Annotated in this window: 21 protein-coding genes; 10 read left to right on the top strand and 11 right to left on the bottom strand. The window is 54.7% G+C overall.

Going from position 1 to position 22,140, the window contains the following annotated elements; genetic code table 11:
• Nucleotides 1-5 precede the first annotated feature (5 nt).
• Entirely contained in the window at nt 6-488 is a 483-nt protein-coding gene (locus JT31_RS02395; RefSeq protein WP_038472959.1) for a glutathione peroxidase, read from the top strand.
• A gap of 103 nt (nt 489-591) precedes the next feature.
• On the opposite strand, the gene JT31_RS02390 is transcribed toward JT31_RS02395, so the two are convergent.
• The 5 genes from JT31_RS02390 to JT31_RS02370 form a co-directional block, all read right to left on the bottom strand.
• Nucleotides 592-879 carry a hypothetical protein gene (locus JT31_RS02390; protein ID WP_038472956.1) on the bottom strand — a complete coding sequence of 96 codons (288 nt, stop codon included), beginning with the start codon at nt 877-879 and terminating at the stop codon, nt 592-594.
• Entirely contained in the window at nt 876-2,051 is a 1,176-nt protein-coding gene (locus JT31_RS02385; protein WP_038472954.1) for a hypothetical protein, read from the bottom strand. Before JT31_RS02385 ends, JT31_RS02390 begins: the two co-directional genes overlap by 4 nt.
• A 548-nt stretch (nt 2,052-2,599) precedes the next feature.
• Nucleotides 2,600-3,631, bottom strand: a complete 1,032-nt coding sequence (locus tag JT31_RS02380) for a methionine synthase (protein ID WP_038472952.1) — start codon at nt 3,629-3,631, stop codon at nt 2,600-2,602.
• Between the two features lie 25 nt (nt 3,632-3,656).
• Entirely contained in the window at nt 3,657-4,634 is a 978-nt protein-coding gene (locus JT31_RS02375; protein ID WP_038472948.1) for a DUF1852 domain-containing protein, read from the bottom strand.
• 338 nt (nt 4,635-4,972) lie between these two features.
• Nucleotides 4,973-5,851, bottom strand: coding sequence for a LysR family transcriptional regulator (locus JT31_RS02370; RefSeq protein WP_038472945.1), 879 nt, complete (start codon nt 5,849-5,851; stop codon nt 4,973-4,975).
• Between the two features lie 107 nt (nt 5,852-5,958).
• Between JT31_RS02370 and budA the strand changes: the two genes are divergently transcribed.
• The 4 genes from budA to JT31_RS02350 all read left to right on the top strand — a co-directional run bounded on the left by budA (nt 5,959) and on the right by JT31_RS02350 (nt 11,268).
• Nucleotides 5,959-6,738, top strand: a complete 780-nt coding sequence (budA, locus tag JT31_RS02365; RefSeq protein ID WP_038472943.1) for an acetolactate decarboxylase — start codon at nt 5,959-5,961, stop codon at nt 6,736-6,738.
• Between the two features lie 24 nt (nt 6,739-6,762).
• A complete protein-coding gene (gene alsS / locus JT31_RS02360; RefSeq protein WP_038472941.1) occupies nt 6,763-8,442 on the top strand; it encodes an acetolactate synthase AlsS in 1,680 nt (559 codons plus the stop codon).
• A 19-nt stretch (nt 8,443-8,461) separates the two neighbouring features.
• Entirely contained in the window at nt 8,462-9,232 is a 771-nt protein-coding gene (locus JT31_RS02355) for a (S)-acetoin forming diacetyl reductase (protein WP_038472938.1), read from the top strand.
• Between the two features lie 143 nt (nt 9,233-9,375).
• On the top strand, nt 9,376-11,268 hold the full coding sequence (locus tag JT31_RS02350; protein ID WP_038472937.1) for a potassium transporter Kup: 1,893 nt from the start codon (nt 9,376-9,378) through the stop codon (nt 11,266-11,268).
• Here JT31_RS02350 and JT31_RS02345 read toward each other — a convergent pair.
• Both JT31_RS02345 and JT31_RS02340 read right to left on the bottom strand, forming a co-directional pair.
• Nucleotides 11,265-11,846 (bottom strand): TetR/AcrR family transcriptional regulator, encoded by a 582-nt coding sequence (locus tag JT31_RS02345; protein ID WP_038472934.1) that lies wholly within the window; start codon nt 11,844-11,846, stop codon nt 11,265-11,267. The genes JT31_RS02350 and JT31_RS02345 overlap by 4 nt on opposite strands.
• Nucleotides 11,847-11,886: 40 nt before the next feature.
• Nucleotides 11,887-13,392, bottom strand: a complete 1,506-nt coding sequence (locus JT31_RS02340; RefSeq protein ID WP_038472932.1) for an MFS transporter — start codon at nt 13,390-13,392, stop codon at nt 11,887-11,889.
• A gap of 187 nt (nt 13,393-13,579) precedes the next feature.
• Here JT31_RS02340 and JT31_RS02335 point away from each other — a divergent pair, with 187 nt between their 5' ends.
• Nucleotides 13,580-14,194: an alpha/beta hydrolase gene (locus JT31_RS02335; RefSeq protein WP_038472929.1), complete on the top strand. Its 615-nt coding sequence runs from the start codon at nt 13,580-13,582 to the stop codon at nt 14,192-14,194.
• Nucleotides 14,195-14,358: 164 nt separating this feature from the next.
• Here the strand turns inward: JT31_RS02335 and JT31_RS02330 are convergent, their stop codons facing one another.
• A complete protein-coding gene (locus tag JT31_RS02330; RefSeq protein WP_038472926.1) occupies nt 14,359-15,393 on the bottom strand; it encodes an AI-2E family transporter in 1,035 nt (344 codons plus the stop codon).
• A gap of 256 nt (nt 15,394-15,649) precedes the next feature.
• Between JT31_RS02330 and JT31_RS24265 the strand changes: the two genes are divergently transcribed.
• The 4 genes from JT31_RS24265 to JT31_RS02315 all read left to right on the top strand — a co-directional run bounded on the left by JT31_RS24265 (nt 15,650) and on the right by JT31_RS02315 (nt 18,842).
• Nucleotides 15,650-15,748: a hypothetical protein gene (locus tag JT31_RS24265; RefSeq protein WP_419177768.1), complete on the top strand. Its 99-nt coding sequence runs from the start codon at nt 15,650-15,652 to the stop codon at nt 15,746-15,748.
• A 104-nt stretch (nt 15,749-15,852) separates the two neighbouring features.
• Complete coding sequence (gene mdtJ, locus JT31_RS02325) at nt 15,853-16,230, top strand: multidrug/spermidine efflux SMR transporter subunit MdtJ (protein WP_148307293.1); 378 nt, start codon at nt 15,853-15,855, stop codon at nt 16,228-16,230.
• Nucleotides 16,217-16,546 (top strand): multidrug/spermidine efflux SMR transporter subunit MdtI, encoded by a 330-nt coding sequence (gene mdtI, locus JT31_RS02320; protein ID WP_038472920.1) that lies wholly within the window; start codon nt 16,217-16,219, stop codon nt 16,544-16,546. Before mdtJ ends, mdtI begins: the two co-directional genes overlap by 14 nt.
• A gap of 127 nt (nt 16,547-16,673) precedes the next feature.
• A complete protein-coding gene (locus JT31_RS02315) occupies nt 16,674-18,842 on the top strand; it encodes a putative bifunctional diguanylate cyclase/phosphodiesterase (RefSeq protein WP_235212914.1) in 2,169 nt (722 codons plus the stop codon).
• A gap of 3 nt (nt 18,843-18,845) precedes the next feature.
• Here the strand turns inward: JT31_RS02315 and JT31_RS02310 are convergent, their stop codons facing one another.
• The 3 genes from JT31_RS02310 to JT31_RS02300 form a co-directional block, all read right to left on the bottom strand.
• Nucleotides 18,846-19,652 (bottom strand): trypsin-like serine peptidase, encoded by an 807-nt coding sequence (locus JT31_RS02310; RefSeq protein ID WP_038472918.1) that lies wholly within the window; start codon nt 19,650-19,652, stop codon nt 18,846-18,848.
• A 294-nt stretch (nt 19,653-19,946) separates the two neighbouring features.
• Nucleotides 19,947-20,483, bottom strand: a complete 537-nt coding sequence (asr, locus tag JT31_RS22925) for an acid resistance repetitive basic protein Asr (RefSeq protein WP_038472915.1) — start codon at nt 20,481-20,483, stop codon at nt 19,947-19,949.
• Nucleotides 20,484-20,635: 152 nt separating this feature from the next.
• Complete coding sequence (locus JT31_RS02300; RefSeq protein WP_038472912.1) at nt 20,636-22,120, bottom strand: carboxypeptidase M32; 1,485 nt, start codon at nt 22,118-22,120, stop codon at nt 20,636-20,638.
• Nucleotides 22,121-22,140: the final 20 nt, after the last annotated feature.

Genomic DNA, 22,140 nt, shown 5'->3' with positions numbered 1-22,140 from the left:
CCAACATGAACCCTTTTCATCAACTGACGGCCACCAGCCTCACCGGCCAACAGATTTCCATGTCTGATTATGCGGGCAAGCTGGTTCTGGTGGTGAACACCGCCAGCCAGTGTGGCTTTACGCCGCAATACGCGGGCCTTGAAGCGCTCTATAAGAAGTACGCCGCGCAGGGGCTGGTGGTGTTTGGTTTCCCCTGTAATCAGTTTGGTAAGCAGGAACCCGGCGACGCCGATGACATCGCGCGGACCTGCCATATTAACTACGGTGTTAGCTTCCCGATGTTTGCAAAAGTCGAGGTCAACGGAACCGCAGCGCATCCGGTGTTTCGTTATCTGAAAAATGAATTGCCGGGCGTGTTGGGGGGACGAATCAAGTGGAACTTCACCAAGTTCCTGATTGGGCGTGACGGGAAGCCGCTCAAGCGTTTTGCACCGCTTACGACTCCGGAGAAAATGGAAGCTGCGATCGTTGCTGCACTTGAAATCTGAGCGGTATCTGGATTCATCAGTAGATGAATGAAGCTATATCACTCGCCAAAACTATCCTGTCCATAATATCTAAAGACAGGATAGTTTCTTCGGTATCTATAAATTAAAGATTAGTGCATTGGCTGGAGTTTTTACCCCGCCAGGATTTACCCCCGGAGTTTTTGCAGTTATGCGCATCCTTATTATTAAGGATCTTGCCGCTACAATTTCTGGCTGACCAGCATTCATTACGATCGGCATTTGCCTTGCTGGCTTTATGTTCGTCGTCTGTCTGAACAAGAGGTGGTTTTTCATTAGCAGGCAAAGCTCCGGGTGCCGGGTTTTGCGTATCCGCCAGGGCCATGCCCTGGAATAGAATAGCGGTGAGTATTGCCATAACGAGTGTTTTCATGACGCATCTCCAGATTCAAGTTTAAACAGTGTTTGTACTCTGTAGCTTTTAAAGAATTGCATTTGCGCCCATTCGGAGACGGCGACCAGGCTGACGTTACCTTTTTTAGTGCGGCGATAAATCACTACCGCTGTACTAAATACCCAGGGAACAATCAGTACATCGCTGTCTGGCGGCGCGGTGAAGGACTCTTCTACGATTTTTTCGGTTACGGATTCACGGCTTACTTCCAGCACATTGGTCACGCCGAATTCCATATCCATACTGGAAGCCACTTCTGATCCTGTAATAGGGTCTGCGGCTTTTTCGGAAAGAGAAGTCTTGAGTGACCAGTTGACGGTCAGAACATTTTTAATGGCTGAAGTGACCGTAACTTTCTCACTGGTGCTGCGTGTTGATCCAGCAGGAACGTTAATAAAGGTACGTGGGTTATTTCCCACGCTGTAAATTGCCACGGCAAAATATTCGTCGATAAACAGGTCTTGCGCATAGGGCGTGGGGTAATCCACATCGCCAATACCTTCCCAAAGCGCGGGTTCTACCACCAGAGGCTCTGAGCGAGCCAGCAGTCGCTTCGTCAGGTAAGGTCCGTCAGGGATGTACTGCAGCGGGTTGAAATCATCAATGGCCTGTAAATCTTTCTCGACGTCGCTCCAGTTGCGAACGTCCGGGTTTTTTGCCGCCAGCTCAAGCAGCCAGGTACGATATTCTTCCTCGACAGCATCAGTCTTTTGTACTTTCACCGGGATTACTCCTTCATCCAGTATCAACAATTTCTTGTCTCGCCCGGCTCGGATCGTTATAGAACGACTAAAGTCATGGCCTCCGCCGGGTAAATCCGTCCATCCGCTTGCGGTCAGGGCTCCGCCTGCAACCAGGCTTGAGTCGTTAGAGCCGCTAAAAGGAACATCGATCATGAGAGAAACTGCGCCATAGCCTTTTTGCCCGGGAGGTACTTTGTCTTTCCATTGCGCGTGGCATTCATACCCCGTCCATGTTCCCCTGGCCGCACGGATACCCAGGGCCTGAACGGTAGCGTTAGGTTCAATGCTAATGGGGCCCCGGCCATCTACGGAGTTCCGGTACCAGGTTCCCCATTCGATAGAACTACTGTCGACTTCAAGCACCCTGTCCGTGGCATTCGTTATTGTTAGATAAAAGGTCCAGGCCATATTTCTACTCCTCATTAAAAGCCAGCTAATTAAATAGCCGGCAGAGCAAACCTAAAAGGCGAGAGAATTGCTGAGTGAGTTAGAAAGTTAGAGTGGTACTGTTTTTTTGTCAAAACCACTATTTTTGATGTGGGAATATATTCCTTATAAAACACAGAGGCTATTTTATGCGGATTTGTAGCGTTAATGGCCTTGACGGCAGTCTTGTAGGGTTAAATTATTTTTGGCTGATTTTTTGTGCTGACATGAACAAAATAAGAGTGATATTTATCTTATTTTGGTGTGGGCTGGTTTTTTAAATCTCAAAGATGAAACGTGGAATATAGAATGCAACATATTTAAAATATTTGCTCGGCTAATTTATAATATATTTATACAAGTAATGCTGCATGTTAGCAGATTAATAATACATGTCTGAATAGTTTGATGGGTTGCGTATTGGAGCATTAAATCACTTGCCAGGGCGGGCATTGACGGGATAGGGCGCTGGCAGGGCGAAAAAAGCCTGGCGATTTTTCAACCGCCAGGCTGACAACATAAACTTCCGGTTATTTACCCAGAATCTCTCTGCGAACGATCTCGGCCCCTGCGCTTAGCGCGTGTAGTTTGCCTCTGGCTACCTGACGCGGCAGCGGAGCCATGCCGCAGTTGGTGGAAGGGTAGAGATTTTCGGCATCGACGAACTGCAGCGCTTTACGCAGCGTGTTGGCGACTTCTTCCGGCGTCTCAATGGCGTGGTTTGCCACGTCGATAGCGCCAACCATCACTTTCTTGCCACGGATCAGCTCGAGCAGATCCATCGGCACGTGAGAGTTGTGGCACTCCAGCGAGATGATATCGATGTTCGAAGTCTGCAGCTTTGGAAACGCCTCTTCGTACTGACGCCACTCGGAGCCCAGCGTCTTTTTCCAGTCGGTGTTGGCTTTGATGCCGTAGCCGTAGCAGATGTGCACGGCGGTTTCGCACTTCAGACCTTCGATGGCGCGTTCCAGCGTGGCAATGCCCCACTCGTTAACTTCGTCGAAGAACACGTTGAAGGCTGGCTCATCGAACTGAATGATGTCCACCCCGGCGGCTTCCAGCTCTTTCGCCTCCTGGTTCAGGATCTTGGCGAATTCCCAGGCCAGCTTTTCACGGCTTTTGTAGTGGTTGTCATACAGCGTGTCGATCATGGTCATCGGCCCAGGCAGCGCCCACTTGATCGGCTGTTTGGTCAGCTTGCGAAGATACTTAGCGTCTTCCACAAATACCGGCTTCTGGCGAGCCACGGCGCCGACAACGGTCGGGACGCTGGCATCGTAGCGGTTACGAATACGCACGGTTTCGCGCTTCTCAAAATCCACGCCGTCCAGGTGCTCGATGAAGGTGGTGACGAAGTGCTGACGAGTCTGCTCGCCGTCGCTGACGATATCGATATCGGCCAGCTGTTGTTCGTGCAGCGACAGGCGCAGGGCGTCCTGTTTACCCTCAATTAATTCCTGATCCTGCAGTTTCCACGGCGACCACAGCGTTTCAGGCTGAGCCAGCCAGGATGGTTTAGGCAGGCTGCCGGCGGTGGACGTAGGCAATAATCTTTTCATGACGGATGACCTTGTATTTGGTGTCTCAAAGAGGGTAGTTAGCAGACCACTGCTCTAAAATTGTTTGGTACGGTTTGATGAAGTGCTCTTCAGTAAACTTCCCTTGTTCGATGGCCAACCGGCTGCGTTCTTCTCGATCGTAAACAATTTGAGTAAATGAATGATCCTGGTGGTTCAGGCTCGGCTGGTAGCACAGCCCGGCCGGGGAATTCGCGTTGTAAATCTCAGGGCGATAAATCTTCTGGAACGTCTCCATGGTGCTGATGGTGCTGATAAGCTCGAGATTCGAGTAATCATTCACCAGGTCGCCCGTGTGGTAGAACGCGAAAGGCGCCACGCTGTTTGGCGGCATGAAGTAGCGAGCCTTCAGCCCCATTTTGTTGAAATAGATATCGGTCAGGGAAGACGCATCCTGCTCGTATTCGATGCCGAGCACCGGGTGGCGATTACCCGTCTGACGGTAGACGTTCTTGCTGGATACGCTCAGGCAAATCACCGGCGCTTTGTTGAAGTTTTCTTTGTAAGTGTCCGAGCTGACGAAGTGTCTGAACAGGTTCCCGTGCAGGTCGCCGTAGTTCTCCGGGATGCTGAACTCAGCGCGATCCTGGTTGTACGCCGGCAGCAGAACGCTGAAGTCGTAGTCGCGCACGTAGGAAGAGAAGTTGTTCCCCACGATACCTTCGATGCGCTGATTAGTTTTTTTATCCAGAACATGTGTTTTAAGGATTTCAATCGCCGGGAAGGTTTTACCCTGGCCTTCGATATCCAGCTCAACGGAAACAATTTCAAGTTCAACGGCGTAGCGATCGGACGTTGGGTTTTCCCAGCTTGCCAGCGAATTGAAGCGGTTATTCATCATGATCAAAGCGTTACGCAGGTTCTCCTGACGCTTCTCGCCGCGGGCCAGGTTAGCAAAATTGGTTGTGATGCGCGTATTCCCTGATGGGTTGTAATTCTCATCAAAAACAATGCTCTTAAGAGTAAAAGTAAACGCTTTAGTCATGGTAATCCGGCACCTTAATTCTGTTTTTTGGCCTGTTCTACTGCTTGATTTCACACAGATAACCTTTGGTTAGCTGTGGTTTTACCTGTCAGTAATCTTCATATCGCATGTCATTAACAATTTGCGTGTTGTTAACAATATTGCATCTTTTATGCCTGAGTCACAGTTTTAGTAAAAGTGATTTAATTTCATTAGAACATGAGCGCCGTTCATGATTTGGAATATGGCCCGCAGAGAGGTTCAACGGGCTGAGGGAATAGGTTAGCTTTTGGCCTTTTATGGGCGAATTTTGAACCAAATGGCATACATTGCGGGCAGGAACAGCAGCGTCATACCCGCTAGTGGCCGAACAGCTGTATAAAACGTTTCACCGACGGCGAGCGCTCAAACTGCCGCCAGGCGAGGGCGACGTCCGTTTTCACCTGGTCACCGCGAATCGCATGAAAAGTCACGTTCGGGCTGCCGATACAGGTCATGGACTGTGGCACTAAAGCAAAGCCGAAGCCTGCGGCCACCATGCTCAGAGAGGAGGAGATTTGTGAAGCCTGGCGAGCGTTCTTCAGGTTAATGCCGGCCCGCAGGCAGGCGTTGTACATCAATTCATAAAGCCCCGGGGCGACTTCCTGAGGGAAAAGTATCGGTGGAACATCAACCAGCGCCTGTAGCGCGAGTTCGCTCTCCCCGGACAGCGGATGATCTTTATGCAGGGCGATCGTCATCGGCTCTTCGGCGATCGGCTTGAGATTGAATCTTTTGCTGCTTTCACAGGGCAGGCGCACAAACGCCACGTCCAGCAACCCTTCATCCAGTTCCTGCATTAACCCGGCCATATTGGTTTCCCGCTGGCGCAGCTCAATGGCAGGGTAATGCGCCTGAAACTGGCGCAGCAGGGAAAAGATCTTCGGATGAAAAGCGTTAGAGCTGGCGATACCCAGCGACAGCTTGCCGTTAATACCGCGTGCAATACCGCGCGCTTTTTCTAGCGCCGCATCGCTGTGGGCCAGAATCTGGCAGGCATCCTGGTAAAACGCTTCTCCCGCATCGGTCAGCTCCACGCCGCGCGTTAGGCGATGCAGCAGTGGGGTGCCTACTTCACGTTCAAGCCTTTGAATTTGCTGGCTAAGAGGAGGCTGGGAAATACCCAATAATTCGGCGGCTCGGGTGAAGTTGTGCGTCTGCGCGACGGCGACGAAGTAGCGGAGATAGCGAAGTTCCATATCAAAAACGTCTCAAACCAGAAGGGCTTTTATATTGGAACTGTGAGCTTGATCACGTCAACATTTAATTAATGTTTCTTAACCTTTAGCAAGAGAGGGCGGACGCCATGAGCGATCTAACTCTATGTTCCTGTGAAGAAAGTCTATTGGAAATGGTCGAGACCTTCGGCAAAGCCAATAAAGAAAATATGATATATCAGACTTCATTGATGAGCGCTCTGCTGAGCGGCGTCTATGAAGGAGAAACCACCATGGCCGACCTGCTGAAGCGCGGTGACTTTGGCCTGGGGACGTTTAACGAGCTGGACGGCGAGATGATCGCCTTTAATAGTCAGGTTTACCAGCTACGTTCAGACGGCAGCGCCAGGGCGGCCAGCCCGCAGCAGAAAACGCCGTTTGCGGTGATGACCTGGTTTAAGCCGCAGCACCGCCTGCAGATTGACAGCACCACCAGCCGCCAGAAGCTGCACGAGATTATCGATGCAAAAATCCCTTCCGATAACCTGTTTTGTGCGCTGCGCATCGACGGTCACTTCCGCCATGCCCACACCCGCACGGTTCCTCGCCAGAAGCCACCTTATCGCGCCATGACGGACGTGCTGGACGACCAGCCGGTGTTCCGTTTTAACGGTCGGGAAGGCGTCCTGGTAGGGTTCCGCACGCCGCAGCATATGCAGGGTATTAACGTCGCGGGCTATCACGAACACTTTATTACCGATGACCGCCAGGGCGGCGGACACCTGCTCGATTATCAGCTGGAGCATGGCGTGCTGACCTTCGGCGAGATCCACAAACTGATGATCGACCTCCCCGCAGACAAGGCGTTTCTTAACGCCAACCTGCACCCCGAAAATCTCGACGCCGCGATTCGTGCGGTCGAAAACTAGCGTTCCCTGAAGGAGATGTGAGCAATGAATAATAAAAAACCTTTGCGTCAGTGGGCGCATGGCGCAGACATGGTGGTCGGCCAGCTGGAAGCGCAGGGCGTGAAGCACGTCTTTGGGATCCCTGGGGCGAAGATTGATAAGGTTTTTGACTCACTGAATGATTCGCCGATTGAGCTTATTCCGGTGCGCCATGAGGCCAACGCCGCCTTTATGGCCGCGGCGGTTGGGCGCATCACCGGAAAAGCGGGCGTTGCGCTGGTGACGTCCGGCCCTGGCTGTTCAAACCTGATTACCGGCATGGCGACCGCCAACAGCGAAGGCGACCCGGTTGTGGCGCTGGGTGGGGCGGTCAAACGTTCGGATAAAGCCAAGCTGGTGCATCAAAGCATGGACACGGTGGCGATGTTCAGCCCGGTCACCAAATACTCGGTAGAGGTTTCTTCTTCGGATGCGATTGCTGAGGTGGTGTCGAATGCTTTCCGCGCCGCCGAGCACGGTCGCCCCGGCAGCGCCTTTGTCAGCCTGCCGCAGGACATCAGTGACGGCCCGGCAACCGGCAATATCCTGCCTGCTAACGGCTCAGTTAAAGCCGGTGCCGCGCCTGATGCCGGCATTGCAGAAGTTGCGAAGCTTATCGCTGGCGCTAAAAACCCGATTTTCCTGCTGGGCCTGATGGCAAGCCAGGACGAAAACAGCGCCGCGCTGTTCCATCTGCTGGAAAAAAGCCATATCCCGGTGACCAGCACCTACCAGGCCGCTGGCGCGGTGAATCAGCAGCACTTTGCTCGCTTCGCCGGGCGTGTAGGGCTGTTTAACAATCAGGCCGGTGACCGACTGCTGCAGCTTGCCGACCTGGTGATTTGTATCGGCTATAGCCCGGTAGAATATGAGCCGGCGATGTGGAATACCGGCGATGCCACGCTGGTGCATATCGACGTGTTGCCCGCCTATGAAGAACGTAATTACGTGCCGGACGTTGAGCTGGTTGGCGATATTGCCAGCACGCTGGACAAACTCACCGCTCGCATCGATAAACCGCTGATTCTTAGCCCGCGGGCGTCCGAAATTCTCGTCGACAGGCAGCATCAGCGCGAGCTGTTGAGCCGCCGTGGCGCACAGCTAAACCAGTTTGCGCTGCACCCTCTGCGTATCGTGCGTGCGATGCAGGACATCGTGAACGACGACGTGACCTTAACCGTCGACATGGGCAGCTTCCATATCTGGATCGCCCGTTACCTGTATAGCTTCCGTGCCCGTCAGTTAATGATTTCTAACGGCCAGCAAACCATGGGCGTGGCGCTGCCGTGGGCCATCGGTGCCTGGCTGGTGAACCCCGGCCGCAAGGTGGTTTCGGTTTCCGGCGACGGCGGTTTCCTGCAGTCCAGCATGGAGCTTGAAACGGCGGTGCGCCTGGGGGCAAACGTGCTGCACATCATCTGGGTGGACAACGCCTACAACATGGTGGCGATTCAGGAAGAGAAAAAATACCAGCGCCTGTCGGGCGTTAACTTCGGGCCGGTGGATTTCAAAGCTTACGCGGACGCCTTTGGCGCACGAGGCTTTGCGGTGGAAAGCGCCGAGGCGCTGGAGCCGACTTTACGCGCCGCAATGGACGTTAACGGCCCGGCGGTGGTAGCGATTCCGGTTGATTACAGCGACAACCATCTGCTGATGAGTCAGCTGCATCTCAGCCAAATTCTTTAAATGACAGAAGGATATTGTGATGAAAAAAGTAGCATTGGTTACCGGTGCCGGTCAGGGGATCGGTAAAGCTATCGCGCTGCGTCTGGCCAAAGACGGTTTTGCCGTCGCCGTGGCTGACTTTAACGCGAAAACAGCCAAAGAAGTGGCGGACGAAATTAACCGCAACGGTGGCCGCGCGCTGGAAGTGACCGCAGACGTTTCCGACCGCGACCAGGTGTTTGCCGCCGTTGAAGCTGCCCGTAAAGGACTGGGTGGGTTTGACGTTATCGTGAATAACGCGGGCGTGGCGCCTTCTACGCCGATCGAAGACATTACCCCGGAAATCGTCGACAAGGTTTACAACATCAACGTGAAGGGCGTGATTTGGGGCATTCAGGCGGCGGTTAAAGCCTTCAAAGCGGAAGGCCACGGCGGGAAAATCATTAACGCCTGTTCCCAGGCAGGGCACGTGGGCAACCCGGAACTGGCCGTTTACAGCTCCAGCAAATTTGCCGTTCGCGGCCTGACCCAAACCGCCGCCCGTGACCTGGCTCCGCTCGGTATTACCGTTAACGGCTACTGCCCGGGGATCGTTAAAACCCCGATGTGGGCTGAAATCGACCGCCAGGTCTCCGAAGCTGCAGGCAAACCGCTGGGCTACGGCACCGCTGAGTTCGCAAAACGCATCACCCTGGGCCGTCTGTCTGAACCAGAAGACGTCGCCGCCTGCGTGTCTTACCTGGCCAGCGCCGACTCCAACTATATGACCGGCCAGTCGCTGCTTATCGACGGCGGGATGGTCTTTAATTAAAAAAGAGTTTTAATGTGGAGTACCTTTTGGCCTGGCGGGGAACCGTTGGGCCTTTTTTATTTGCCGCTGTTTATCTGAAGTTTTTTATCCACCTCTATACTTTGTCATGGCAACTGCCAGAAAAATCACCGAAAGGATTGTGCATGACAAACCAGCCGCAGACGGCCGGCGCGGAAGCCTCCGGGACAACGCCGCATCAGTTTATTCTCGCCGGGAGCGCGCTCGGCGTGGTGTTCGGCGATATCGGCACCAGCCCGCTTTATACCCTGAAAACGGTACTGCTGCTTTCCGGGAACAACCCAACCCCGTCGGTGATATTGGGGCTGCTGTCGCTGATTATCTGGACGCTTATCCTTATTACCTCGGTGAAGTATGCGATGTTCGCCATGCGCATCGACAACCACGGCGAGGGCGGGATCATGGCGCTGATGTCGCTGCTGGTGGCTCGAGATAAAGGCTCACGCTGGGTGGTGTTGGCGGCTTTGTTAGGGGCGGCGCTGATTTATGGCGACGGGGCGATTACGCCGGCGATTTCGGTGCTCTCCGCAATCGAAGGGCTGAACATGATCCTGCCGGAGGCAGAAACCTGGGTGCTGCCGATTGCGGTGACCATTCTGGTGCTGCTGTTTGCCGTACAGCCTTTCGGGACGGCGAAGATCGGCAAAGTCTTCGGGCCGATTATGGCGCTGTGGTTTATTTCTATCGCCGGGCTGGGGATTTGGGGCATCGCGCAGCATCCTGCCGTGCTGCTGGCTATCAATCCGTGGTACGGCCTGCAGTTTCTCGTCTCCAATGGTTTTGTCAGCTTTATGGTGCTGGGCGGCGTGTTTCTGTGCGTTACCGGGGCGGAGGCGCTGTATGCCGACATGGGGCATTTTGGCAAAAAGCCTATCTGGCTGGCGTGGTACGGCGTGGTGTTTCCGAGCCTGCTGCTCAACTATGCCGGGCAGTCGGCGCTGATCCTTTCCGGGGCCGATATCACCCAGAATATCTTCTTCCGCCTTTGCCCACCTGTGTTGCTGATCCCGCTGGTGATTCTGGCCACGCTGGCCACGATTATTGCCAGCCAGGCGATTATCACCGGGGCATTTTCGATGACCCGGCAGGCAATACAGCTGGGCTGGCTGCCGCGCCTGCGTATTCGCCAGACGGCAGCGGAGAGCTACGGGCAAATTTATATCGGCACAATCAACTGGCTGTTGATGGGCGTTACGCTGTTCCTGACGGTGTTCTTTAAGTCCTCTGAAAATCTGGCGGCTGCCTACGGGATTGCCGTTTCCCTCACCATGCTGATGACCTCCGGGCTGCTGTATGTCGCGATGCGCCATATCTGGCAGTGGCGGCGGCTGACCAGCGCGCTGGTGGCGGGGGGCTTTTTAATTGTCGATACCTGCTTCCTGATAGCGAACCTGATCAAAGTCCTGGAAGGCGGTTATATTCCGCTGCTGCTGGCGGCGGTGGTCTGCACGACGATGCTGGTCTGGCACCGTGGCGCGGCGGCGGCGTCCAACGCGGTGAACGAAAAAGTTATCGACGTGAACACGTTCTTTGCCGCACTAAAAGAGCGTGAGGTGCCGCGCGTGCAGGGCTCGGCGGTGTTCCTGACCAAAACCCGTAACGGTATTCCCCCGGTGATGCGCTGGCACGTGGCCCGCAACCACGCGCTACAGCAGCAGGTGCTGTCGCTGACGATTTCAATCATGAACGTGCCGCGCGTGCCGGCGGGTGAAAGGCTTGTAATCGTGGAACAGGCGGCGGGCTACTGGCGCGGCATCGCCCAGTACGGTTTTATGGAGCGCCCGGACATTCCGGAGCTGATGTCGAGGTTAGGGGAAATGGCCTGCGACTTTAGCGTTGAGGACGTAACGTATTACCTTGGGCACGAAACCATTGTTGCCCGTGAGGACGGGCAGGGCATGGCGAGCTGGCAGCGGAAGTGCTTTGCCTTTATGGTGAGAAACGCCACGCACGTGACGCATTATTATCGTCTGCCAGGCGATCGGGTGGTAGAGATAAGCCGCAGGATAGCGATTTAGCCCGCGCGAAGCAGCAGGCGGATAAAATCGTCAATATCGTCCAGCGCCAGCTGCCTGTCGGCGGGCGCTGAGGCGACCAGCAGTTTGTCGGCATAGCCGTTTAGCAGGGCGCTAAACTGGCGCGTAATTCTTGCCGCATCCACCGCTTTAAACACCCCGGCGGCAATACCGTCATCGACGATATCGGCCAGCACTTTTTCCCATTTCTGCGTCATCACCAGCGCCAGTTCGGCCCAGAGGGTACTGTGTGCCGCCTGGTGCCAGAGTGTGCCGTAGAGCTGCCAGACCGCGTCCGGAGCATGAGGAAGATAGGTGTGGATCAGCCGCTGCAGTTTATCTGCTGGGGAAAGCGAGTCGGTCTCAGCGGTAAACCTGTGCAGGTCGGCCATTAAAAACTCGGTCATCGCCTCGATGCACAGCGTTTGCCAGTCGCGAAAGTAGTGATAGATATGGCTGCGCGAGATGCCCACCCGCTCGGTGAGTTCGCGGGTGGTGACTTTCTCGATGCCTTTCTCAATGAACAGCTCAATGGCCCCGCTCAGGATTTTGCTTCTCAGCGTGTCCGGTGCTTCTTTCATGACGTATCCACGGTTATCTGAACGCTAGCGGGGCATCTTATCAGCTTTTAGCGATCTGGCTGGATTGCTTTCCTGACTGACGCAGCACATATTTCAAGACCAAGGTACTCGCCGCGACCAGGACCGCAGCGCAGATAACCACGGTGAGATAGGCCTGGCTGAACGCGATACGCGCCAGCTCCGTCAGCATTTGGGCGCTCGCCGTGCTCATTGAGCCTGCAAGATGCAATGCTTCATCGAGGCTGTCGTAGGCGCTGTTCCCGGCGACTAACCCTTCCGGCAGCACCAGGCTTGCGCTGTAGACCGCGGTCATCAGGCCGCCCAGCAGGGTGACGCCGAGCACGCCGCCCATTTCCCAGGACACGTCTTCAATCGCGGCGACCATGCCGGCTTTCTCTTCCGGCGCGTTGAGCATGATTGAGGTCGAAGCGGCGGTAAACGCCACGCCAAGCCCAAGCCCGATGACAAACAGCGCGCCGAGCTGCGGCGTCAGGCTGTAATCGGCCAGCAAAGCCATGCCGCTCATGCCAATCGTCGTGACCAGCAGGCCAAAGACCATTAATTTTGCACCTCCCCAGCGCGGCAGCATGACGCCCGCCAGCGGTGAGGCAAGGGCGGAGCCAATCGGGATGGGTAAAATTGACAGTCCCGCTAAAAGCGGCGTCATGCCCAGAACGAGCTGCAGGCGCTGGGTCAGCACCAGCTCAATGCCCGTTAACGCGATCATGGTGATAATCGCCACGCTAATGCCGCTGGCAAACATGCGGTTACGGAACAGAGAGAAGTCGATCATCGGCTGCGCCGAACGCTGCTGGCGGCGAACAAACAGCGTTAAAAATACCACGCCAGCCAGCAGGGAACCCACCGCGATAAGCAGCGAGGCGTCCATTTTGCTGAGTTCCTTCAGGGCATAAATTACGCCCACCAGGCCAAGCATAATCAGCAGCGAAGCGGTGAAATCGCACGGGCGGCTCGCGTTCCCGGCGTCACGTGGGATCAGGAACCAGGCAAAGACGATAACCAGCAACACGACCGGCACGTTGATGAGGAAGACCGAGCCCCACCAGAAGTATTCCAGCAGCACGCCGCCGATAACCGGGCCAAGCGCGGCAGCCGCCGAGGCGACGGCAGACCAGATGCCGATAGCCAGCGCGCGCTCGCGCTCGTTGGTAAAGACCTGACGCACGATGGCAAGCGTGGCGGGCATCATCATGGTTGCGCCAATAGCCAGAAATACGCGTGAAGCGATCAGCAGCTCGGCCGTGGGCGAATAAGCCGCGCAAAGCGAAGCTATGCCGAAAACCGGCAGCCCGGACATAAACATCAGTTTGTGGCCGAGACGATCGCTCAGCATTCCCGCGCCCGGCAGGAGGCCCGCCGCCACAAGCGGATAGGCGTTAATGATCCACAGCTTTTCTGACGCGGTTGCGTTTAAAGCCTGGGTGAGCCGCGGCAGCGCGGTATAGAGCACCGTCATATCAATAATGATAAGAAACAGGGTGCTGGTCAGGATCGCCAGAATCAGCCAGCGATTAGTGAAGCGCATGGTTAATGCCTCTAAAAAAACAAATTTGAGCGGTTGCTCAAGCGCGAAATATACTTGAGCAGTTGCTCAAAGGCAAGTGCGGTTCTGGCACCCGGTTAGCTGCGGTTTACTTGTTCCGTGGGGTGTGACCAGGATAAGGTAAGCGCCTGAGAAGCAGTCAATACCGGTTTTAGCAGAAGGCAGGGACATGAAAAAACTGATCGTTATGTTGCACGGCGTAGGAAGTTCAGGGGCGGATCTGGAAGGGCTGGGGCTCTTCGTTCAGCAGGTGATGCCGGAAGTATTATTCGCCTCACCGAACGGCAGCGAGCCGTTTGACGGCGGCGGCGATGCCTGGCAGTGGTTCAGCCTTGCGGACGTTACCGAGCAGAACCGGCCGCAGCGCGTGGTTGACGCCCGCGCCGCGTTTGACGCTAAGCTGCAGGCGATTTTTGAACAACATGATGTGACGCCGGGTAAAGATCAGGTCATCCTGCTCGGTTTTTCGCAAGGTTCTATCATGGCTCTGGATGTGCTGGCCACTTCCCGGTTCCCACTGGCGGGCGTGGTAGCATTTTCAGGACGTCTGGCGTCGCCAAAACCGTATCAAGTCGCGGCAGATGCATCGGCGCTGCTGATTCACGGTATGGCCGACCAGGTTATTCCGTGGTCTGAAAGTGAAGCGGCGGCCGCTGCGCTGACGGAGGCCGGGGCAGAGGTCGAAACGCTGTTTGAGCCGGGCGTGGTGCATACCATCAGTGCGGATGGGGTGTCTCAGGCGCTGGGGTATATTGCGGAGCGTTTTGAGTTAGATCCGGAGTAGTTTTTACCCTCACCCTAACCCTCTCCCAGAGGGAGAGGGAATAAACAATGTTTCACGTTGGCTGTTTTCCCCCTCTCCCTCTGGGAGAGGGAACAAACAATGTTCCCCATCGTCTGTTTTCCCCCTCTCCCTTTGGGAGAGGGCCGGGGTGAGGGTCACAACCTTCAAGATTTACTCATATCACTCAGCAGCACCGCAATACTCTTGCCGCCTTCCGTTTGCTCAAGCGCAATTTTCACCGCAATGGTCAGCGGAACGGAAAGCAGCATTCCCACCGGGCCGAGCAGCCAGCCCCAGAAGATTAACGACAGAAACACCACCAGCGTCGACAGCCCAAGCCCGCGGCCCATCATTCGCGGCTCGAGAATGTTGCCGAACACCAGATTAATCAGCAGATAACCCGCCACGACGATCAGGGTTTCATACAGTCCGCTAAATACCAGGACCTGCACCACGGGCGGGATAGCGGCCAGCACTGAGCCGATGTTTGGAATGTAGTTCAGCGCAAAGGCCAGCAGACCCCAGATAAAGGCAAAACGAACGTCGAGCGCGGCGAGCATGCCCCAGACCACCAGCCCGGTCACGATGCTGATCGCCGTTTTCAGCACCAAATAATGGCTGACGCTGTCCAGCGCTCGCTGAATGGCGCCCATCCCTTCTTCGGGACGAGACATCAGCTGTTGCAGTTTGCGCGGCAGTTGAGGGACTTCAATCAGCATAAACACCACGGTGAGCAGCAGCAGGAAGATGGAAGACATCGCGTTGGAAAGCTGGGTCAGCAGGCTGGTCACCAGCGTCATCAGGGCGTTAGGATCGACATACTTCATTAATTCGTCGACGGAAACTGAGATCCCCACGCGCTGCAACCAGGGCTCAATCGTCTTTAACGGCACCACCAGCGAAGAACGATATTGCGGCAGGGTTCTCGCCAGCTCGTTAAGCGAGGTGCCAAGATAGGCCAGCAGCAGCACCATGCTCAGAATAATCACCACGATAACGAGGCTAATTGCCAGTACGCGTGGCACCCGCAGTCGTTCGAGGCGACGAATCAGCGGGTTAAGAATAACGGCAATAAACAGTGCCAGAATAAAAGGCACAATGATATCCGCTGCGGCTTTTATTCCCACCAGAATAATGACCAGCATGCCCAGCATAATCACGGCCTTCAACGCCTTGAGAGTAATGATCGGTTTTGCCATTGTTGCTGATTCTCCAGTGTGACGGGGCAAAAAAAATAATACACCGCCAGTAAAAAGTTCATCCATTAATTACGCTATTTTAACCGTTGAAAACAGTTTAATACATTACGGCATGGGCGATGCGCAGCGTAAAGGAGTGTAAATGTCAGGCGCTAACATACCGAATTATGGTATAAAATCGGCGTGTTTAACTACCGAGGACAATTTTCTATCCGCAACTGACGAGAAGCAACAACGCGGATAAGTTGGAAATATTATGGACAATATGTTCAGCACTTCATTAAATCAGCATTCTATTTTTATCACTTCTACTTCTTCACTCTCTGGTGAGCAGCACTGGCGCAACGCGCTTTAGTCCCTTTCTTCTGACAATTTTTCTGGTTTTTTAATTTGCCCTTGCTCGTCGTTTGACGTGTCTTGCAGGCTTTGTGCAGCACTATTTTCTCTGTCAGGAGAGAAATCATGATTTACTGGATTTTACTGGGATTAGCTATCGTCGCCGAAATTACCGGCACCTTATCCATGAAATGGTCAAGCGTCAGCGAAAATAACACAGGTTATATTTTCATGCTGGTCATGATCGCGCTTTCTTATATTTTACTGTCGTTTTCGGTGAAAAAAATCGCCCTTGGCGTGGCCTATGCCATGTGGGAAGGGATTGGTATTCTGTTTATTACCTTATTCAGCGTTCTGCTGTTTGATGAGTCCATTTCGCCGCTGAAAATACTCGGCCTGACCACGCTGGTTGTCGGTATTGCGCTGATTAAATCGGGTACGCGAGCGAAAAAATCTCGTCCGGTGACGTCAGAGAAGGGGGATCATCATGCCGTCGTTTGAGTGGGTTCACGCTCTGTGGCTGCTGCTGGCAATCGTTCTGGAAATCGCCGCCAATATATTATTAAAACATTCGGACGGTTTCCGTCGCCCGCTGTACGGCGTCCTGTCTCTGCTGGCGGTTCTGGCAGCATTCAGTGCCCTGGCACAGGCGGTTAAAGGCATCGAATTATCCGTGGCTTACGCGCTGTGGGGCGGCTTTGGTATCGCCGCGACCGTGGCGGCGGGCTGGATCCTCTTCGGCCAGCGCCTCAACCGCAAAGGTTGGGTTGGCCTTGCTTTACTGCTGGTCGGGATGATTATTATCAAAATTGCCTGATCTATCACGCTGCCCGTTAATTATCGGGCAGCGCTTTCCTCAAGGTGTATTACGCTTATTTAACGGCAATAGAAATTCTCTAAATTAAAAAGCCGGAAATCTCCATATTATTTCACTGAGAAGAGAGATGAAATTGCGTAATCCTCTTAGCTGGAAAAGTACGCCCGTTGCCGGAACCCTGTTTGCCATGGTTTTTATGGCAGGGATCGGGCTGATCGTTTCTACCCTCGCGCTACTCTACCTGTCACTTCACCTTATCAGCAGCAAAACCAATGAGATAGATGAACACCGCAGCGCGCTGTCGGTGCAGGGGGCAATTCAGACCTCGGTAAACCGCGTGTGGGCGTTGGTCATCGACAACGCCGTCTGGGATGACGCCGTGAATCAGGTTTATCGCCCGGTACTGGACGTGAACTGGCTGTATAACACCTGGGGCGCGGGCTATAAAATCAATAACCTTTATGACGGCGTTTACGTCCTGGATGAGAGCTTCAACATCCTCTGGGGTTCTTTTCGCGGCCAGCGAGTGGCGGGGCGGGATATCAGCCAGCTGGGTAAGGGTTTTGAAGCTCTGGTTCATCAGAATGCTCAAACGCTGAGGGACGATAAAAAGATTTTCGCCGGTATCACCCAGACAGAGTACGGCGTGTCGTTTATCGGCATTGGCCTGATTCGCCCGATGCTGGGGCGGCTTCAGGTGCGCGACGCCACGCGGCGTTATCTGGTGATTGGCCGCCAGATTAATAGCGGCATGCTTAAAGAGCTGGGTAACACGTTTCAGATTGAAAATCTGCGCTTAATGCCCGGCCCGTCGACGTCGGCCAGCGTACCGTTAAACAGTACGTCAGGCGAGACGCTGGGCTACCTGAGCTGGCGGCCAAGGCTGCCGGGCGCGGAGGCGGCACAAGCGGCGTCGGCCGACATTATGCGCATTGCCGTGCTTGCAGCAGTATTGATTCTGGTATTTATCGCCATCAGCAGCCTGGGGTTGTACAAGCTTGCTCGTGGCGAAAAGCAGGCCAGAACTATCGCGCTGACCGACTGGCTCAGCCATTTGCCTAACCGCCGGGCGTTGATCGAGCGGCTGGAAACCATCAGTAAGCGCGGTGATACCGATGAGAAAAGCGTGGTGTTTATCGATCTCGACGGCTTTAAGGACGTGAACGATATCTACGGGCACGACATTGGTGACAAGCTGATCGTCACCATTGCTCATGAGCTTCGCGACAGGGTGCCGGAAAACGGCATGCTGGTTCGTATGGGTGGAGATGAATTTGCCATGATGCTCGGCGGAGAGCACGCCGGGGAACACTCTTCGGCCTTTGCCGGGTCGGTGCTGGATTATCTTAGCCAGCCGATCCCCGTGGGGGAAAGCACCATCCACATCAGCGCCAGCATCGGTATTGCTTCCGGGTCGCTGGTGGACTGCAGCAGCTCTGAGCTTTTCCGTCGCGCCGATATCGCCATGTACCATTCTAAAATTACCGGTAAAGGGCGCACCACCTACTATGATGCGGCGCTAAACAACGTGCGCGAACGTCGGTTGATTATCGAAAATGATATCCGTGCGGGCCTTGCGCGGGATGAGTTTGAGGTCTGGTATCAACCCATTATTGATGCGCGTAGTCAGGTGATGACCGGCGTTGAAGCGCTGGTGCGCTGGCCACGTCGCCCGGAAGGCGAACTGTTCCCGGATGAGTTTGTCACCGTGGCCGAAACCAGCGGCCTGATTTACGCCCTGGGGCAGTTTGTGCTTCGTCGCGCGTGCCGGGATTTAGAACCTTATGAGGATTTACGGCTGTCGGTGAACATCTCTCCGGCGCAGTTCCGCGATCCGGAGTTTGAAGATAAGGTTGCCCGGGTATTGCAGGATACGCAGTTTTCGGCGCAGCGGCTGGAGCTTGAGGTCACCGAAAGCTACGTGCTGGAAAACCCGGAACGTGCGCTGGCGGCCATCCGTAATCTTAAATCTCAGGGGATGGCGGTGGCGCTCGACGACTTCGGCAACGGCTATTCGAGCATTGGCTATCTGCGCCGCTTTAATTTCGACACCATCAAAATAGACAAATCCCTGGCCGGGCTGGTGGACAGCGATGAGCAAGCGCTGGCGCTGGTCAGCGGCACGGTGCGCATTGCCAGCGCGCTGGGCATGGCGGTCACAGCAGAAGGGGTGGAAAACGAATATCAGCTTAAGCTGCTGTGCCTTGCGGGATGTGACCGGCTGCAGGGGTACTACTTTAGCCAGCCGGTGCCGCTGGACGCAGTATTATCGCTGCGTCAGCGGCATCAGGTATAACGCTTACTGGGCCAGCGCTTCCAGCCTGTCGCGAAAGCCGGTGACAGAAATCGCACGGTTATCTGCCCGGTAACGGTCTTTTGCCGCCGGGGCTGAACTTTGCACCGCAATTAGCTGCCAGCCCTGGTCCGTTTTCAACAGCAGCGGGGAGCCGCTGTCGCCGGGCAGGGTATCGCACTGGTGCGACAGCACGGAAGCCTGTGCCCAGCCCGTGACCAGGCAGTTGTTATGGGTATACAGGTCGTCCAGGTGATCCAGCGGGTAGCCGGATTGCGTGACTTTGCGATCCTGTGCCTTTAACGCTTCGGTCAGCGCGTCTTTGTCGCCGTTAAAAAGCGGCAACGGCGTGATGCCTGACGGCGGATTACGAATAATAATCAGGCCAAAGTCATAAGGCGCCGCGTTAGACGGCACAAGCCAGCCGTCGCCGTCCGGCTTAAGACGGTGACCCAGTGATTTATCCACCCGGCCTTCAATGTCATGGATCTCATAGCGCCATTGCCCTTTATGGGAAATAAAGCGCAGCGCGATAGCCTTGTCGGCTTTGCCACGCGGCGGCTGTAACAGGCAGTGCCCGGCGGTCAAGGCCAGGTGCGGCGAAATAAGGGTGGCAGTGCATAAATTGCCGCTGGCTGTTTCCAACTGGCCGATGGCATCCCAGGGGGCATCCTGAGGATTGGTGACGCGAACACGGTCATCTTTACCGAAGAATAGCGTTTTAACGTTAGCCGGGCTATCGTCATCATCCGCATGACCGAGTTGAGGTAAAAGGATCAAAGCTCCTAAAAACAACACAACACTTTTGCGCATAGCTTTCTCTGAAGGGGCTAATAATTATGGTTTTTATAGATGCAGTAACTATAGTCGGAACGGGCCGAAAGTGGGAGTGAAAACAGCAGACTACGCTTTCAGAGCCAAAAGCTCAGCGTAATAATACCGCAGATGATCAGCAGGGCGAGGATTAACTCGAAACTGTAGCGTCGCAACATTATCCGCACTCCAGAAATAAGTACGTACTAAAGGCTGTGCCTTATTCCTAAGAAAACACCCGGCAAGCCGGGTGTCTTTGTAAACGCTTTAAGCTAACGGGTTACCCCGTCTGGCTTATGCTGCTGGCTGTGCAGCTGGTTTAGCAGCGGCTTTGTGATGTTTTTTCACGTGTTTTTTAGCAGCCTGAGCTTTCTGAGCAGCTGGTTTTACTGCTTTTTTGTGGTGTTTTTTAGCAGCCTGGGCTTTCTGAGCAGCTGGTTTGGTTGCTTTTTTGTGGTGCTTTTTGGCAGCCTGAGCTTTCTGCTCGGTCGCTGGCTTAGCGGCTTTTTTGTGGTGTTTTTTAGCAGCCTGGGCTTTCTGAGCAGCTGGTTTGGTTGCTTTTTTGTGGTGCTTTTTGGCAGCCTGAGCTTTCTGCTCGGTCGCTGGCTTAGCGGCTTTTTTGTGGTGCTTTTTAGCAGCCTGAGCTTTCTGAGCGGCAGCTTTTTTGTGTTTTTTATGATGAGTTACTTTTGCAGCTGGAGCTTTAGCAGCAGGTGCAGCAGCGGTGGTTGCTGGAGCAGCAGCTGGCGCGGTAGCGGTAGTGTCAGCAGCGAAAGCAGCAGAAGACAGACCCATAGCAGCGGCAACAACCAGAGCTAATACTTTTTTCATTTCGACATCCTCGAATTTGTTTGTGTGTCAACCCCACTGCGGGGCCGTTGAAATGAACTATAGGCTTGTGGATCAAAGTCTTCAGTGAGTGATTGGTATCGGCGTGTAACGTAATGTACAACGCCGGGTACGGACGACCCGGCGCGAGAGGTTTACAGGTAGCGAGACTCTAAATGTTTGCGGAAATACAATGGGTTAAGGTCTTCTCCGGTAGCATTGGTTATCAGCTGTGAGGTGGTGAAACGGCTGCCGTGCTGCCAGATATTTTGTTTTAACCAGTCAAATAACGCGCCGAAATTACCCCCGGCTATCTCCTGCTCCAGGTTTGGCAGCGCCCGTGAAGCCGTGCTGAACAGCTGGGCCGCGTACATCGCGCCGAGCGTATAAGACGGGAAGTAGCCGAAAGCGCCGTCGGTCCAGTGAATATCCTGCATGCAGCCGTTGCGGTAGTTGCCTTCGGTGGACAGGCCGAGCCAGGACTGCATTTTCTCATTCCACAGCGCAGGGATGTCGTCGACTTCGATATCGCCGTCGATCAGGGCCCGTTCAATCTCATAGCGCAGAACAACGTGCGCCGGGTAGCTCACCTCATCAGCATCAACGCGAATATAGCCTCGCTCAACCTGCTGGTTAACGTTGATAAAGTTGTTTAGTTCAAACGCCGGCTGCGGACCAAAACGCTCAATAACCTTCGGCAGAAGCAGCTTCAGGAAAGGCGCGCTGCGGCCAAGCTGCATTTCAAAGAACAGGCTCTGCGATTCATGGATGGCGGTAGAACGGGCAAGGGAAACCGGCTGGCCCAGCCATTCACGCGGCAGGTTTTGCTCGTAGCGCGCGTGGCCGGTTTCGTGAATCACGCCAAACAGCGAGCTGAACAACTCTTCTTCGTTATAGCGCGTGGTGATGCGCACGTCTTCAGGCACGCCGCCGCAGAACGGGTGCGCGCTAACGTCCAGACGCCCGCCGTTGAAGTCAAAGCCCAGCAGCGCCATGGTATCAAGGCCCAGTTGACGTTGAGTTTCGGTGGCAAAAGGCCCCTGCGGGGTCAGCGTTTTTTCTTTGGACTGCTTGTCGACGACCTTCTGTAGCAGGTCCGGCAGCCAGTCACGCAGATCGCCAAACAATACGTCGAGCTTGGCGCTGGTCATGCCCGGCTCGTAGATATCCAGCAGCGCATCGTAGCGGGAAATACCTTTGGCCTCCGCACGCAGGCGAGCTTCTTCGCGACTAACGCGAACCACTTCTTTCAGGTTCGTGGAGAAACTCTGCCAGTCGTTGGCCGGGCGCTGGGTGCGCCAGCCGTGTTCACAGCGGGTGCCGACCAGCGACTTTTCTTCCACCAGCGCGTCAGGCAGCAGCACGGCTTCCTGATAATGGCGGGTCATTTCGCGCAGGTTGGCGCGCTCAACGTCATTAAGATCTTCCTGAGCGGCGGCCTGTAGCAGGGTGGCAATTTTCTTGTCGGTCAGGATCTGGTGCTTAAGCACGCTAAGTTCAGCGAGGGCCTCGCCGCGAGCCTGACTGCCGTTGGCCGGCATCATGGTGGACATATCCCAGCCTGCAATGGCAGACAGGTGATCAAAACGGGACAGACGCTGGAAGGTTCGGGTCAGGTGATTATAGTTTTGCTTTTCCATATGGCCTCGTGAACAGGTTG

The sequence above is a fragment of the Cedecea neteri genome (assembly GCF_000757825.1).
Classification (GTDB): domain Bacteria; phylum Pseudomonadota; class Gammaproteobacteria; order Enterobacterales; family Enterobacteriaceae; genus Cedecea; species Cedecea selenatireducens.
This window is presented reverse-complemented; position numbering and strand designations above follow the sequence as displayed.